This is a genomic window from Paenibacillus sp. sgz302148 (assembly GCF_056120465.1).
Genome location: NZ_JBVYOJ010000015.1, coordinates 116,594 through 132,618 on the forward strand (window position 1 = coordinate 116,594; position 16,025 = coordinate 132,618).

Annotated in this window: 15 protein-coding genes; all 15 read left to right on the plus strand. The window is 50.2% G+C overall.

The features are described 5' to 3' along the window. The first annotated feature begins 83 nt into the window (after window positions 1-83). Window positions 84-854 carry a spore cortex-lytic enzyme gene (sleB, locus tag AC0LWM_RS21845; RefSeq protein WP_474677110.1) on the plus strand — a complete coding sequence of 257 codons (771 nt, stop codon included), beginning with the start codon at window positions 84-86 and terminating at the stop codon, window positions 852-854. Between the two features lie 108 nt (window positions 855-962). Beyond that, entirely contained in the window at window positions 963-2,243 is a 1,281-nt protein-coding gene (gene yfmF / locus AC0LWM_RS21850; protein WP_474677111.1) for an EF-P 5-aminopentanol modification-associated protein YfmF, read from the plus strand. A gap of 3 nt (window positions 2,244-2,246) precedes the next feature. Continuing rightward, complete coding sequence (yfmH, locus tag AC0LWM_RS21855) at window positions 2,247-3,536, plus strand: EF-P 5-aminopentanol modification-associated protein YfmH (protein WP_474677112.1); 1,290 nt, start codon at window positions 2,247-2,249, stop codon at window positions 3,534-3,536. After that, window positions 3,533-4,282: an elongation factor P 5-aminopentanone reductase gene (gene ymfI / locus AC0LWM_RS21860; protein ID WP_474677113.1), complete on the plus strand. Its 750-nt coding sequence runs from the start codon at window positions 3,533-3,535 to the stop codon at window positions 4,280-4,282. The genes yfmH and ymfI overlap by 4 nt, the downstream gene beginning before the upstream one ends. 120 nt (window positions 4,283-4,402) lie before the next feature. Further along, window positions 4,403-4,657, plus strand: a complete 255-nt coding sequence (locus AC0LWM_RS21865) for a DUF3243 domain-containing protein (RefSeq protein ID WP_474677114.1) — start codon at window positions 4,403-4,405, stop codon at window positions 4,655-4,657. Window positions 4,658-4,846: 189 nt separating this feature from the next. Beyond that, window positions 4,847-5,611, plus strand: a complete 765-nt coding sequence (locus tag AC0LWM_RS21870) for a DUF3388 domain-containing protein (RefSeq protein ID WP_474677115.1) — start codon at window positions 4,847-4,849, stop codon at window positions 5,609-5,611. 37 nt (window positions 5,612-5,648) lie between these two features. Next, a complete protein-coding gene (locus tag AC0LWM_RS21875; RefSeq protein ID WP_474677116.1) occupies window positions 5,649-6,572 on the plus strand; it encodes a helix-turn-helix domain-containing protein in 924 nt (307 codons plus the stop codon). 110 nt (window positions 6,573-6,682) lie between these two features. After that, complete coding sequence (locus tag AC0LWM_RS21880; RefSeq protein WP_474677117.1) at window positions 6,683-7,177, plus strand: YajQ family cyclic di-GMP-binding protein; 495 nt, start codon at window positions 6,683-6,685, stop codon at window positions 7,175-7,177. Window positions 7,178-7,303: 126 nt separating this feature from the next. Continuing rightward, complete coding sequence (rimO, locus tag AC0LWM_RS21885) at window positions 7,304-8,632, plus strand: 30S ribosomal protein S12 methylthiotransferase RimO (protein WP_474677118.1); 1,329 nt, start codon at window positions 7,304-7,306, stop codon at window positions 8,630-8,632. Further along, the gene (pgsA, locus tag AC0LWM_RS21890; protein ID WP_474677119.1) at window positions 8,629-9,204 is read left to right on the plus strand and encodes a CDP-diacylglycerol--glycerol-3-phosphate 3-phosphatidyltransferase; all 576 of its coding nucleotides are present in this window, start codon (window positions 8,629-8,631) and stop codon (window positions 9,202-9,204) included. Before rimO ends, pgsA begins: the two co-directional genes overlap by 4 nt. 91 nt (window positions 9,205-9,295) lie before the next feature. Beyond that, window positions 9,296-10,540: a competence/damage-inducible protein A gene (locus tag AC0LWM_RS21895; RefSeq protein WP_474677120.1), complete on the plus strand. Its 1,245-nt coding sequence runs from the start codon at window positions 9,296-9,298 to the stop codon at window positions 10,538-10,540. Window positions 10,541-10,824: 284 nt separating this feature from the next. Next, window positions 10,825-11,877, plus strand: coding sequence for a recombinase RecA (gene recA, locus AC0LWM_RS21900; RefSeq protein WP_474677121.1), 1,053 nt, complete (start codon window positions 10,825-10,827; stop codon window positions 11,875-11,877). Window positions 11,878-12,576: 699 nt separating this feature from the next. Beyond that, window positions 12,577-13,275 carry a RecX family transcriptional regulator gene (locus tag AC0LWM_RS21905; RefSeq protein WP_474677122.1) on the plus strand — a complete coding sequence of 233 codons (699 nt, stop codon included), beginning with the start codon at window positions 12,577-12,579 and terminating at the stop codon, window positions 13,273-13,275. A 298-nt stretch (window positions 13,276-13,573) separates the two neighbouring features. After that, window positions 13,574-15,115: a ribonuclease Y gene (rny, locus tag AC0LWM_RS21910; RefSeq protein WP_474677179.1), complete on the plus strand. Its 1,542-nt coding sequence runs from the start codon at window positions 13,574-13,576 to the stop codon at window positions 15,113-15,115. A gap of 62 nt (window positions 15,116-15,177) precedes the next feature. After that, complete coding sequence (locus AC0LWM_RS21915; RefSeq protein WP_474677180.1) at window positions 15,178-15,972, plus strand: TIGR00282 family metallophosphoesterase; 795 nt, start codon at window positions 15,178-15,180, stop codon at window positions 15,970-15,972. Window positions 15,973-16,025: the final 53 nt, after the last annotated feature.

A 16,025-nucleotide genomic window follows, 5' to 3' on the forward strand; every position in this document is an offset into this window, starting at 1 on the left:
GAGGGTGGTATAAAGCCGTTTCCGGTTTCTCATAATAACGGTGACAACTGGATGAAACTTAGGCAAAGAAAGGTAGAGCAGCGATGAAAAAACGACTGATTTGGGTTACGGCAAGTATCGTTTGTTTGTTGTTTGGCGCTTATCAGCTGAAGCATTCTCTGGAAAGCGAAGCCACGTTCAGCAAAGCGATCATCAAATACGGAGCATCCGGTCAAGACGTATACGAACTGCAAGGGCGGCTCAAATTTCTCGGTTATTACGACGGCGCGATCGACGGACAGTTCGGAGATGCCACTTTGGAATCCGTCAAATGGTTCCAATGGAAATTCGGCATGACAGCCGACGGAGTTGTTGGCGGCAAAACAAAGGTTATGCTGTGGGAAGCGACGAAGTCGTGGAAGCCCGGAGGGGAGACAGCTCCCTCGAAGGCGCCTGCGAAGCAGCCGGCTACGGACGGCGGCAACAAATCCAACCTAACGTCCTCGAACCATATGGGGTTGTCGGAGAACGACCTGAAGATCATGGCAAACGCCGTATACGGCGAATCGCGCGGCGAGCCTTATGAAGGGCAAGTAGCCGTGGCGGCGGTTATTTTGAACCGGGTCAAGTCGCCTAACTTTCCGAACACGGTATCCGGCGTTATTTTCCAGCCGGGGGCGTTCACGGCTGTAGCGGACGGCCAAATCTGGCTGGAGCCGAACGATACGGCGCGCCGAGCTGTGCGGGATGCGCTGAACGGCTGGGATCCAAGCGGCGGCTGCGAATATTATTTCAACCCGGAAACGGCGACATCCAAATGGATTTGGACGCGCCCGCAGGTGAAAACGATCGGCAGACATATTTTCTGCAGGTAACCGAGATCAGAAGCAACTCCAAGTTGCTTCTGATCTTTATTATGGTATAGAATGAAGGCGAATGGAATAGATTGACTAACGAAGTTCATATGGAAGGGGATCCTATCTTTGAATAAAGCCGCTTTTGAACGGAGCACCTGGAACGATATCCGCATACACGTGCTTCCGACGGACCGCTTCAAAACATTTGCCATTTCGCTATATGTCGGACTTCCTTTAGCTGAAGAAACCGTCACTCCGGTCGCTTTGACGCCGTTTGTATTGCGCCGCGGAACGGAAACCTATCCGGAGACGATCCAATTCCGCGAACGTCTTGACGATTTGTACGGAGCCGGCTTCGGCTTCGACATTTATAAGCGCGGCGATTACCAAATCGTCCAATTTCGGATGGACATAATCAACGACAAATTTGTGCAATCGAATGAATCGTTGCTCAAACAATCATTTGCTTTTCTCGGCGATGCATTGACGAAACCTGCTCTGGAGAATGGACGCTTCCGTCAAAAATATGTAGCCTCCGAAAAAGAAACGCTCAAGAAAAAGCTCGAATCGATCGTCAACGACAAGATCAAATACGCAGCCGAGCGCTGCATCGAAGAGATGTGCAAAAACGAACCGTACCGGCTTCACCCGCTCGGTAAAATCAATGACCTTGAAGCGATCGACGCCGAAACTCTATATGATACATACCAGAATTGGATTCGCTCTGCGCCGATCGATTTGTATGTCGTCGGGGCAACGACGCTCGAAGAAGTGATGAGCTTGGTTGAATCCAGCTTTGCGTTTCGCCGCAGCGGCGTGGGTGGTTATTCACAGAAATCGTCGCATCCGCAAGTATCCGAGGTCAATACCGTCATCGATCGGATGGATGTCAGCCAAGGCAAGCTGAATATGGGGCTGCGTACGTCAGCGACATATTCGACGCCATCGTACCCTGCGGCACTGATGTATAACGGCATTCTTGGCGGCTATCCGCATTCCAAGATGTTCATTAACGTGCGGGAGAAAGCGAGTCTTGCGTATTACGCCGCCTCGCGGCTCGATGGACATAAGGGCATTCTCACGATCCAATCCGGCATTGAAATCGGCAACTATGAGAAAGCGGTCAACATTATTCGCGAGCAGCTTGAAGCGATGAAAGCGGGAGAGATCAGCGAACTGGAGATGTCGCAAACACGGGCGATGATCGGCAACCAGCTGCGTGAAATCGGCGATTCCGCGTTTGAGATGATCGGCTATGACTTCAACAGCGTGCTGTCCGGCAAAACCCGCACGACGGCGGAGCTTATCACCGCGGTCGAAGCGGTGACGGTCGACGAAATCAAAGCGATCGCGGACGGCGTACAGCTTGATACGATATATTTCTTGAGAGACCGGAAAGGGGAGTAAACGATGCGGACGATCGAATACAGAGAGCTGCAAGAGACGCTATATTACGAAAAAATGCCGAACGGCTTGGACGTTTTCATTCTCCCGAAGGAAGGCTTTCAGAAAACTTATGCAACCTTCTCCACCCGATACGGGTCGGTGGACAACCACTTCCATGTCGAAGGCGAAAGCGAAGACGTTCAAGTGCCGGACGGCATCGCGCATTTTCTCGAGCACAAGATGTTCGAGGAACCAACCGGCGACATCTTCGCGACATTCGCATCGAACGGCGCGTCGGCAAACGCTTTTACGAGCTTTGACCGGACGGTATATTTGTTCTCGGCGACGGAGCACATTTCGGACAACGTGAAGACGTTGATCGATTTTGTTCAAAATCCGTACTTTACGGACGAGAACGTGGAGAAGGAAAAAGGGATCATCGGCCAAGAAATCAAGATGTATCAGGATAACGCCGACTGGCGCTCCTACTTCGGCCTGATCGAAGCGATGTATCATGTCAATCCGGTTCATATCGACATTGCCGGAACGATTGATTCGATTGCTCAAATTACGAAGGAAACGTTATATACGTGCTACCATACCTTTTATCATCCGAGCAATATGATTTTGTTCGTGGTGGGGGGCGTCAATGCCGAAGAGCTGATGGAGCTCGTCCGCAATAATCAAGCGGCCAAAACGTTCCCGTCCCAGGGCGAAATCCGGCGTATTTTCGAAGCGGAGCCGAAGGAAATAAAAACGCCGAAGAAGGTTACGGTGCTGCCGGTCTCCTTGCCCAAATGCCTGTTTGGCTTTAAGGAGGGCGCTCCTTACGCCGAACCGGATGCCATTCTTCGCCGTGAGCTGACGACCAAGCTGGTCATGGACGTATTGTTCAGCCCGAGCTCCCCGATCTATCAGAAGCTGTATGACGAGAACATCATTTCCGATTCGTTCAGCCATGAGTACAATTGCGGCCCGGACGTATCCTTCTCGGTGATCGGCGGCGATACGAAGGATCCTGATTTGCTCGTAAGCCGCATCCGCGAAGAAGTGAATCGCGTCCTCGAAACGGGACTTAGCGAAACGGCGTTCGAACGGAGCCGGAAGAAAAAAATCGGCGGTTTTCTGCGCATGATGAATTCCTCGGAAGCGATTGCCAACGAATTTACGAAATATAAGTTCGACGGAAACGATTTGTTCGACATATTGCCCGTATACGAGTCGATTACGCTAGATGAAGCGAATGCGCGGATGCGCGAGCATTTCGATTGGAATCAACTGGCAATCTCCATCGTCAAGAGCGAGCAGCCATGAAGGCGTTGTCCGAGATGACGGTGCTCGTAACCGGAGCGAGCCGCGGCATTGGTTCAGCCATTGCCGAGCGGTTCGCTTCGGTGGGCATGAACGTTGTCATTCATTATTTGCAATCGCATGAGTCGGCCAACGAAGTCGCCCGAAGATGCCTGAGGGCGGGAGCCTCCAATGTATTGACCGTAACCGCGGATCTCCGTTCGAAGGAGCAGCTTTTGCGAATGCAAGAGAAAATGGAGAAGCACGGCTTTTACCCCGATATCGTCGTAAACAATGCCGGAATCGCGCATTACGGTCTTCTATCCGACGTGACGGAAGAGGAATGGGACGATGTGATGTCCGTCAATTTGAAGGGCATGTTTTTGTGCACGCAGCAGTTCATGCCCTATATGATTGCTCAGAAATACGGCCGAATCATCAATGTCTCCTCGGTTTGGGGCATATCGGGCGCTTCGTGTGAAGTCGTGTATTCTACGGCCAAGGGCGGCATGAATGCTTTTACGAAAGCGTTGGCCAAGGAACTCGCGCCTTCCGGCGTTACTGTGAATGCCGTCGCGCCGGGGGCTGTCGATACGGTGATGCTGAATCATTTGGACGCCGCTGAAAAAAGCGCTTTAGAACAGGAAATCCCCGCAGGACGATTGGCCCAGCCCGATGAAATTGCCTCATTGGTTTATTTTATCGCATTGCCGGAGTCGGGTTATATTACGGGACAAATCATCAGTCCGAACGGCGGATGGCTGACCTGATTTTTTGTTGCCGGGACAAGCTCACTTTGCAACTTTTTGACAGACTTGCTCGTTGAATAATACAGAGAGTAAATGCAGATATTATAACTGTTGATTCCAACTCACTGAAGGAGGATTTCGATGTCAACAGTTCTTTCGTCATATGATCAGTGGAAAAAATTCCTAGCAGATCGCGTGGATCAAGCGAAAAAATTAGGAATGAGCGAAGACACCATTTCCAATCTCGCTTACGAAATCGGCGAATTTCTGGATCAGAAGGTCGATCCGAAAAACGTCGAACAGCGCGCCCTCAAAGATCTCTGGGATGCGGGCGACGAGCAAGAGAAGAAATCGCTCGCCAAGCTGATGGTCAAACATGTCGATAACATGAAATAAACATTCGCGAAGGCCTCCGCTTGGGGGCTTTTTCGGCGGCTAGACGATAAATTTTGGGAATCATAGGGCCTTGGCAGGATATTGACGAAAATTGTAGAATAGTTCATGACAAGGTTAAACGGTTTTCGCCGGTTTCATCGTCGCGATCGTTTATCCGAAAAGCTATGTTATCGCAATTGAGGTGCGCAGATGGAGTATAAGCAATGGTACATGGAGTACAGAATACATAAGAACAGGCCGGGATTGCTGGGCGATATCGCTTCGATGCTCGGGATGATGGAAGTGAACATCCTGACGATTAACGGGGTTGAGGATAAAACGCGCGGCATGCTGCTGCAAACCGACGATGACGAAAAAATCGAATTGTTGGGCAAAATGTTAAAGAAAGTCGATAACATTACCGTAACCGCGCTCCGCACGCCGAAGCTTGTCGATATTTTGGCGGTGCGGCACGGTCGCTATATCGAAAGGGACTCCGACGATCGGAAGACGTTCCGTTTCACGCGCGATGAATTGGGGCTGCTTGTCGATTTTTTGGGGGAGATTTTCAAGAAGGAAGGCAATCAAGTCATCGGCTTGCGCGGCATGCCGCGAGTCGGCAAAACGGAATCGATCATTGCCGGAAGCGTGTGCTCCAACAAACGATGGGCGTTCGTTTCGTCGACGCTGCTCCGCCAGACGGTCCGCAGCCAATTGTCCGAGGATGAGATGAACCCGAACAACATCTTTATTATCGACGGAATCGTAAGCACGATACGTTCCAATGAAAAGCATCACAGCTTATTGCAGGAAATTATGGCGATGCCTTCCACGAAGGTAATCGAGCATCCCGATATTTTCATACGCGAATCCGAATACGACTACAGCCATTTTGATTATATAATCGAGCTTCGCAATACGCCTGAAGAGGTTATTACTTATGAATCCTTTATGGCCAATTACGATAATTTCTGATCATTGAATCCATTCAAAAACTATAGGAGGTGATGGTGTGTCGGATCTTGGACAGCTGCTTAAGAAGGCGCGGACCGAGCGGGGTATTTCGTTGGACGATATCCAAGAGTCTACAAAAATTCGCAAACGGTATTTGGAAGCCATCGAAGAAGGAAATTACAAAGCGTTGCCGGGCAATTTTTACGTGCGTGCTTTCATTAAAAGCTATGCCGAGACGGTTGGACTGGACCCGGATGAAGTGTTGCGCTTGTACCGGAACTTCATTCCCGAGACTCAAGTCGAACAAACGGCGGAGCCCGTTATTCGCAAGCGGAGAAGCACCCATCAATCCGAGCGTACGAGCAGATGGGCATCTTCGGTGGTTATGTGGGCGTTTCCGATTCTGATTGTTGCGGTTGTCTACATTTATTACGTGTATTCCTCCAAGCCGGACAGCGATCCTAAATTGAGCGATCCAACCAACATTACCGATAAAGCCGGAACGGTCGATGAAACGAAAAAGCCCGAACAGCCGACGACACCCGCGAACACCGGCGGAACCGAGTCCAATAACGGCGGCGGAACCGAGACGAACGGCGGCCAAGGCGGAACATCAACGACTCCTCCGCCTACAACGGATCCTGTACAGCAACCGAATGTGCCGGCAACGATCGCTTTTGTTAAAAAAGAAGGCAGAGTGGACCATTATACCGTAACCGGCAAAACCAAAATGAAGGTCGAGATGACGATCGGCGACGCCGTTACGTGGACGGAAGTTCGGAAGAATAGCAGCAAAGGCGAAAAGCTGCAATCCGGCAGTCTGGAAGCGGGCAAAACGGAAACGTTCGAAGCGGATTACCCGTTATATTTCAATGTCGGCAAAGCAAATAAAGTGCAAATCACCGTCGACGGGCAACCGGTCGACCTCGGCGGCGGAAGCGGCTCGAAACGGATCCTTCTGGAATGGGTCCCACAACCGTAATAGAAATGTCATGAAGGCACCTCCCTTTTGCATGCCAATCGGGGCTGCCTTTTCTTCATGAATGAATCTTGTTATAATTTTGATGAAATATGTGGAAAGGGCGTGTAGAAGTGAGTTCAGAATGTTCATTTGATATTGTTTCCAAGGTAGATATGCAAGAGTTAAGCAATGCCATCAACCAAGCCGAAAAAGAAATCGACACCCGATTTGATTTCAAGAACAGCAAAAGCAGCATTAAGCTGGAAAAAGAAGAGCTGGTTCTCATTTCCGACGATGAATTCAAGCTGCAAAACGTCGTTGATATCATGCAATCGAAAATGGCCAAACGCGGTATCTCCCTCAAAAATCTCGAGTTTTCCAAAGTCGAGCCGGCTTCCACCGGTACGGTTCGGCAGAAAGTCAAGCTGAAGCAAGGAATCGACCAGGAGAACGCCAAAAAAATCAATATCCTGATTCGGGATTCCAAGCTGAAAGTGAAAAGCCAAATTCAAGGCGACACCATCCGTGTGACAGGCAAAAGCAGAGACGATCTGCAAAGCGTCATCCAATTGCTTCGCAAGGCGGATTTGCCGCTGGAGCTGCAGTTTACGAACATGAAGTCATAGTTTTGCCGAGTCGCCCTGCGCTGCTTTTCGCCGCTGCGCGGCCGGAATTTGCATTTTGACACCTATGCAGCCTTATATTATACTTGTTGAGATAGGTTTACGGATTTTAATTGGAGGATTGCATCAATGTCAGAAAAGATTAAAGTCGTAACGCTTGGCTGTGAGAAAAACCTGGTCGACTCGGAGATTATGTCCGGTCTGGTTCATGAACGCGGTTATTCGTTAGTTGACGATAAAGAAGACGCAACCGTCATCATCGTGAATACATGCGGATTCATCGATGCGGCGAAAGAAGAGTCCGTCAATACGATTTTGGAAATGGCCGAGCTCAAAACGACAGGCAACCTGAAGGCCCTCATCGTTTCCGGATGTTTAACGCAGCGCTACAAAGAAGAGCTTATGAAAGAAATGCCGGAAATCGACGGCATTGTCGGCACGGGAGATTTTCTGAAAATCAACGATATTGTCGATGAAGCGCTTCGCGGCAAAAAACCGGTGATGGTCGGCAATCCGGTGTTTAACTATGAGCAGGTGCTGCCTCGAAAACTATCAACGCCGCGCTACACGGCTTACGTGAAAATCGCGGAAGGCTGCGATAATGCTTGTACGTTCTGCAGCATTCCGATCATGCGCGGAAAATTCCGCAGCCGTTCGATCGAATCGATTGTCGGCGAAGCGGAGCTTCTGGCTGCCCAAGGCGTTAAAGAAATCAGTCTTATTGCACAGGATTCGACAAATTACGGCACGGATTTGTACGACGGGTTCAGGCTGCCTGAGCTGCTGAATCGTGTCAGCGAAGTGCCGGGCATCGCTTGGGTGCGCCTGCATTACGCTTATCCGGGATTTTTCAGCGACGAGTTGATCGACGTCATCGCGAACAATCCGAAGATTTGCAAATATATTGATATGCCATTGCAGCATAGTGAAGATTCGATTCTGAAGCGGATGCGCCGTCCGGGCAGACAGAGGGATTCTCGCGAACTGATTGCGAAGATCCGTGAACGGATTCCCGGCGTTTCGGTTCGAACCTCCATCATCGTCGGCTTCCCTGGGGAGACCGAGGAAGATTTCAACCGCTTGTGCGATTTTATCCGCGAGATGAAATTCGATAAATTAGGCGTTTTCACGTATTCGAACGAAGAGGATACGCCAGCCACTCGCTTGCCGGATCATATCCCGGATGAAGTAAAGGAGTGGCGTGCCAACACGCTAATGGAAATTCAGCGCGAAGTTTCGAACGAAATCGGCGGAAAACGGATCGGCGAAGTGCTGGACGTGCTCGTGGAGCGTTATGACGGCCGCAACGACGTATATATCGGACGTTCGCAATACGATGCACCGGAAATCGACGGCGAAGTATTCATTTCGGGTACGAAGCCGGTGATCGGAGAAATCCATAAGGTCCGGATAACCCATTCTTTAGAGTATGATTTGTCCGGGGAGGGTGTAAGATGAACCTGGCCAATCGCATCACGCTGGCGAGAATTTTTCTAGTGCCCGTTATTATGTTTTTCTTGCTCGTGAATTTAGATTTTCCACCTTTGAAAATCGGCGAGTATAGCATTACGTACAATCAGATTATCGCGACTTTGATTTTTATCGTCGCCGCCAGTACCGATGGATTGGACGGGTATATCGCCCGTAAGCGAAAAATCGTGACGAACTTAGGGAAGCTGCTCGATCCGCTCGCGGACAAGCTGCTCGTTGCCTCTGTGCTTATTTCTCTTGTGGATATGGGGAAGCTGAATCCCTTGATCGCGATCGTAATTATTAGCCGTGAATTCGCGGTGAACGGCTTGCGCCAGGTTGCGCTGCTGGAAGGTGCGGTTATTGCAGCCAGCAAGTGGGGAAAATGGAAAACAGCCATTCAGATTATTGCCATCATCGCGTTGTTGTTGAACAATTTCCCTTTTACGTTCATCGGTTTTCGCTTCGACCAGCTGGCAAGCTGGGTTGCCGCAGTGATCACCTTGTATTCCGGCATTGATTATTTCCTGAAAAACAAAAACGTCATTCCGATATCTTAAACAATAGGGCCTCCTATTGTTTTCTTTTTCTTGCCAGAATAGAAGTATAAGTTTTCCGCAGATAACGCAGTAGGTGGAGGAGTGTTTCGATATGAAAGCGGAGATCATTGCCGTAGGCACGGAGCTGCTGCTCGGGCAGATTGTCAATACGAACGCCCAATATTTATCGCAGGAGTGCGCGGCGATCGGGATAGACGTTTATTTTCAAACCGTCGTCGGCGACAACGCTTCCCGGATTCGCGAAGCGATCGAGACGGCAAGAAAACGGGCGGACCTGATTATTTTTACCGGCGGACTCGGGCCTACTCTCGATGATTTGACGAAGGACGTGCTGGCGGATTACCTTGGGCGTTTGTTGTACCTCCATGAGCCTTCGATGGCGAAGATCAATGAGATATTCCTGTCCCGAGGTGCCGCGTTGATCGAAAGCAATAAAAGACAAGCGAACATGATCGAAGGCAGCGACCCGCTTGGCAATGATACGGGGTTAGCCGTTGGCAATGCCTTGACCGCCGATGGCACGCATTACATATTGCTCCCTGGGCCGCCGAAGGAAATGAAGCCGATGTTCGACAATTACGCGAAGCGTTGGCTGCGCGGCGTCATGACCGATGAAGTGCCGCTATATTCGAAAATGCTCAAGTTTGCAGGTATCGGCGAATCCGGATTGGAGAACAATCTGATCGATTTGATCGAGCAGCAGAGCGACCCGACGATCGCCCCTTACGCCAAAGAAGGCGAAGTGGCCATTCGCCTGTCCTCGAAAGCGGACAACGAAGCGGAGGCAATGCGCAAAATCGCCGTGGTCGAAGCCGAAATCCGCAGCCGTGTCGGCGATCATTTGTATGCCGACCGCGATACGGGAATCGAAACGATAATCGTTGAGCAATTGAGCGAGCGGGGGATGATGCTGGGGGCGGCGGAAAGCTGTACGGGCGGGCTGTTGTCCGAGATGGTCACTTCCGTGCCGGGCAGCTCTCAAGCATTCGCCGGAAGCATCGTATGTTATACGAATGCCGTCAAGCATGAGCAATTGGGCGTTCCGACGGAACTGCTCGAAGGGGAAGGCGCGCCGGGGGCGGTAAGCCCGGAAACGGCAATGGTATTGGCGGAACAAGTATTGGAGCGGCTTGCCTGCGATATCGCCGTGTCGATCACAGGGGTTGCAGGACCGGCTCCTTCGGAGAACAAGCCCGTAGGACTTGTTTATATCGGCTTAGCGCAGCGCGGCAAGCAGACCCATGTCACTACTATGCAGACGTCGGGAAATCGCGGTACGGTACGTTTACGTGCGGCTAGACACGCGTTGTACCAAGTGTGGAGACAGCTTAAATAATCCGCTTGCCTATTTTCTGGATGAAGCGTATAATTAGTACCAGTTAACGGAAGAACCGTAGCAAAGGATAACTTTGTTGCGGTTTTTTGTCAAATATAAGAAAGCATTAGTTCCATCCTTTATACTTGGCTTATATCACAATGGTAAACGAAGAGCCGTCGCACGGAGCTAGCCGTTTATCCTTGGTCGGCATTAAAAAAACGAATGTATGTTCGAAAAAATGCTTGGCAAACGTTCCAAAACAAGTTATCATATAAATATAACGAGAGAAGGAAGTGAGTTTTTTGACAGATCGTCGCGCAGCACTTGAAAATGCATTACGACAAATCGAAAAACAATTCGGCAAAGGCTCCATCATGAAATTGGGCGAATCTACACATATGCAAGTCGAAATCGTTTCTAGCGGCTCGCTGGCGTTGGACATCGCGCTCGGAATCGGAGGATTGCCACGCGGCCGCGTTATCGAAGTATACGGTCCGGAATCGTCCGGTAAAACAACGGTATCTCTGCACGCGATCGCCGAAGTGCAGAAAATCGGCGGACAAGCTGCCTTTATCGACGCCGAGCACGCATTGGACCCATCCTATGCTAGCAAGCTGGGCGTTAATATTGACGAGTTGCTCTTGTCGCAGCCGGATACGGGCGAGCAAGCGCTGGAAATCGCGGAAGCACTCGTACGCAGCGGCGCTGTTGACATCATCGTCATCGACTCCGTAGCCGCGCTCGTTCCGAAAGCGGAGATCGAAGGCGAGATGGGTGACTCGCACGTCGGTTTGCAAGCACGACTTATGTCGCAGGCGCTGCGCAAGCTGTCCGGTGCGATCAGCAAGTCCAAGACGATCGCGATTTTTATCAACCAGCTCCGCGAGAAGGTCGGCGTTATGTTCGGCAATCCGGAGACAACTCCGGGCGGTCGTGCGTTGAAGTTCTACTCCAGCGTACGTCTGGACGTTCGCCGCGTAGAATCGATCAAGCAGGGCAACGATGTTGTGGGTAACCGCACTCGGATCAAAATCGTGAAGAACAAAGTAGCGCCTCCGTTCAAACAAGCGGACGTTGATATTATGTACGGCGAAGGCATTTCGAGAGAAGGCAGCATCGTCGACATCGGTACGGAGATGGATATCATCAACAAGAGCGGCGCATGGTATTCCTTCGAAGGCGAGCGCTTAGGTCAAGGCCGTGAGAATGCGAAGCAATTCTTGAAGGAAAATGCGGAAATTGCAGGCGCGATCGATCGCAAAATTCGGGAGTCCAGCAATTTGACGACGGTTATCTCTAATTCGGAGCCGGACGAGGACGAAGAAGACGAGGAATTGGCATTATCTTTGGAATAGCAAGCACGGGAGGCACCTTTCATTGAAAGGTGTCTTCGTTTGCTTATTACATAGCGAGAGGGTTCGTGCTTACGAACTGAGCGGAAAGGAAACGCGGGGGTTCTCGGTCAGAATAAGGTTCATGTGGAGCGATGGTCAAGGCCTGGGTAGATTTCGGACGCAGATGTAGGGCAACGGTGAATCCGAGATCTAGTGGAAGGGCGCAAATCCGATTAGATCCGGCACGCCGAATAGTGGAAGGGTACAAATCTGAGTAGATCCGGCACGCCGAATGTAAGTGGAAGGGTACAATTCTGAGTAGATCCATGATCTCAACAAATGTGCATTGCGGATAGGTTGATTGATGGAATAAATGCAATAATACAGTTGAATCGTTCCATATCTCATATAAATGATAAAATACCTGCGAAAATACAGTCTTTTTAACTTATCGGTTGTTAAATTGATAAAAAGTATAAAAATAGATGCACAATCGCAGGTAATTGTTCTGAGGCTGTTCGCAACTCGGAAATAGATGCACTATCGCATCTATTTCTTTATAGCAACAGGGTGAGGGAAAGCAATAACGGATTCACACAGGGAAAATAGGCTTTCTAACAAAAGCCATGCCATGCTTGCGAAGCGAGTTTTGCTCCGCAAAACTTAGCTAATGCTTACGATGCAAGTTTTGCTTCGCAAAACTTTCAGGAGGTTCTCACAATGCCCAAACAACAACCGGAGCTTCTGCGCATTACGTCTGTCGAACGTCAGCAGAAGAGGAAGGACCGGTATAACATATTTGTAAATGAGGAATATGCTTTTTCGGTACATGCGGATATTATGATCAAATTCCGTTTGGTGAAAGATACGGAAATTGAAGCGGCTGAGATCGAACGAATCGTTCATGCGGAGGAACGCCATCATGCCTATATGCAGGCCTTGCGCTATTTGCAGTTCAGGCCGCAATCGGTCAAGGAGCTTCGCCGCAAGCTGAAGGATAAGGGCTATGCTAAGCCGATTATCGATTCGGTTATTCAGCAACTGGCGGAGCTGCGATATGTCGATGACGAACTGTATGCGAAGCAGCTCAGCGAACAGCGTATCCTTTCGCAGAAGAAAGGGCGGATGTGGGTTCGCCGGGAACTTGCGCAAAAAGGGATATCCGGAGAGCACATCGAGGAGGCGATGAGCGCAATCGATGAAGAAGCGGAATACGACAGCGCCTATAGTTTGGGACTCAAAAGGTGGAACGGGATGAAGTCGAACGCCTCGGACCGCAAGCAGAAGTTATCCGCATTTTTGCTGCGCCGCGGTTTCCCGCAGGGGATTGTTCGCCGCGCTCTGCGGCAAATCGAAGCCGACGGCGACCCGTGCGAGCGGCCTGAGAACGAGTACGAAGACTATCTCGAGGAGGACTAAAGCGAGGACCGCAAATTTGGCGTAAAATGTATTCGCTTGACAACATTATTTTACAAAAGCTAAAATAATCATGTGCCAATCTATTTTCCGCAAGGAAAACGATTCGCTTTTATTCATTTCGCCGATTATTTACTCTCTTCTTCACAAGCAGTAGCGATGAGAGCGGCACACCTAGCGTGTGCAAACCTATGATAAGAAACCCGCTATGTTTCTTATCCTGAATGAACAATGTAACAAGGATTGAAAACCGAAAATATCCCAAGCTGAGCCTTGGTTAGCGAGGAGGTGAACACCCATGATGGAAATCATCATCTGGATTGCGATCGTTCTCGTTGTTGGCGCAATTTCCTTTGGGATTGGTTATTTTATTCGCAAGTCTCTTGCTGAGGCTAAAATTTCTAGCGCCGAGCAAGCCGCGGAAAATATTGTCGATAATGCAAAAAAAGAAGCGGAGGCGCTTAAGAAAGAGACGGTTCTGGAAGCGAAGGACGAAGTGCATAAGCTACGGGCCGAAGCTGAAAAAGACATTCGTGAAAGACGGAATGAAATTCAACGTCTGGAAAGACGATTGTTGCAAAAAGAGGAATCGCTGGATAAAAAATTAGACTCTTTAGAGCGGAAGGAAGAACAAGTCGCCAACAAGGAGAAACGGATCGAGGAAACGCAAGCGCAAATCGACCAGATTTACAAAAATCAGGTTACGGAGCTGGAACGTATTTCGAATTTGACGATGGAAGATGCGAGAAACATCATTCTAACCAACGTCGAACAGGAAGTACGCCACGAAACAGCGCAGATGATCAAGGAAATCGAGACGCAGGCGAAGGAAGAAGCCGACAAGAAAGCGCGCGAGGTCATTACGCTCGCGATTCAGCGTTGCGCTGCCGATCACGTTGCCGAAACGACGGTATCGGTCGTCACCTTGCCGAACGAAGAGATGAAGGGACGCATTATCGGCCGCGAAGGACGCAACATTCGCGCGCTGGAGACGCTGACCGGAATCGATTTGATCATCGACGATACGCCGGAAGCGGTTATTTTGTCCGGTTTCGATCCAATTCGCCGCGAGATCGCTCGCACATCGCTTGAGAAGCTCGTCGCCGACGGACGTATCCATCCGGCACGAATCGAGGAGATGGTCGAGAAATCCCGCAAGGAAGTGGATGAGCGAATTCGCGAATACGGCGAGCAAGCGACTTTCGAAGTTGGCGTACACGGATTGCATCCGGATCTGATCAAGATTCTCGGCCGATTGAAATTCCGGACAAGCTATGGACAAAACGTGCTGAAGCACTCGATGGAAGTAGCCTATTTGACCGGGCTGATGGCCGGAGAGCTTGGAGAAGACGTAACGCTGGCCAAACGCGCAGGACTTCTGCACGATATCGGCAAAGCGCTTGATCACGAAGTAGAAGGCTCGCACGTTGAAATCGGCGTCGAGCTGGCGAAGAAATACAAGGAGCACCCAGTCGTCATTAACAGTATCGCGTCTCACCACGGCGATTGCGAAGCGACTTCGGTCATTGCCATGCTCGTCGGTGCGGCGGACGCATTGTCGGCAGCAAGACCGGGTGCCCGTCGCGAGACGCTCGAGACGTATATTAAACGTCTGGAGAAGCTCGAAGAAATTTCCGAATCGTTTGACGGTGTCGAGAAATCGTATGCGATCCAGGCAGGACGTGAAGTCCGTGTCATGGTGCAGCCGGAGAAAATCGACGACACCGAAGCATTCCGACTCGCCCGCGATATTACGAAGAAGATCGAAGGCGAGCTCGATTACCCGGGTCACATTAAAGTTACCGTCATTCGTGAAACAAGAGCAGTTGAATATGCGAAATAATAAATGGGGAAAAGTGGCTGGATTGTCAGCCACTTTTCCACGTATTTAAGGAGGAGAACCCGATTAAAGTTTTATTTATCGGTGATATCGTCGGCAATGTAGGACGCAAGGCGCTTAAGCAAACTTTACCTTACTTGAAGCAAAAATATTCCCCGCACATCATTATCGCTAACGGTGAAAACGCCGCAGGCGGGCGCGGCATCACTTCCGCGATCGTCCGCGATTTTATTGAACTCGGCGTACACGGCATTACGATGGGAAACCATACGTGGGACAACAAAGACATCTTCGATTGGATCGACGACGAGGATCGGATCGTCCGCCCGGCCAATTTCCCGGACGGAACGCCGGGACGCGGCTCTGCCGTCATCAAGGCGAACGGCAAGGAACTCGTCATCGTCAACCTGCAAGGACGAACATTCCTTCCTTCGCTCGATTGTCCGTTTCGGATGGCGGATCAATTGATGGACCAATACAAGAAAAAGCACAAATTTATTTTCGTCGATTTCCACGCCGAAGCGACTTCGGAGAAAATCGCCATGGGATGGCACTTGGACGGTAGGGCATCGGTTGTCGTAGGAACGCATACGCACGTGCAAACGAACGATGAGACCGTGCTGCCGGGAGGTACAGCCTATATTACCGACGTAGGCATGGTGGGCTCACGAGAAGGCGTGCTCGGTATGGAGCGGGCTTCCGTTCTGCAAAAGTTCAAGACGCAGCTGCCTGTCCGATTTACGGTCGACGAAGGCAAGTGGCATCTTCACGGCGTTGTGATTGAACTGGATGATCAGACCGGGCTTGCGCAAAGCATCCAAAAAATTAGGATCTACGAAGAAGACACGATTTTTCACTGAAAATTATAAAAATTCTTGCAATTAAGAAAGTTGCCTCGAAATGATGAAGGAAT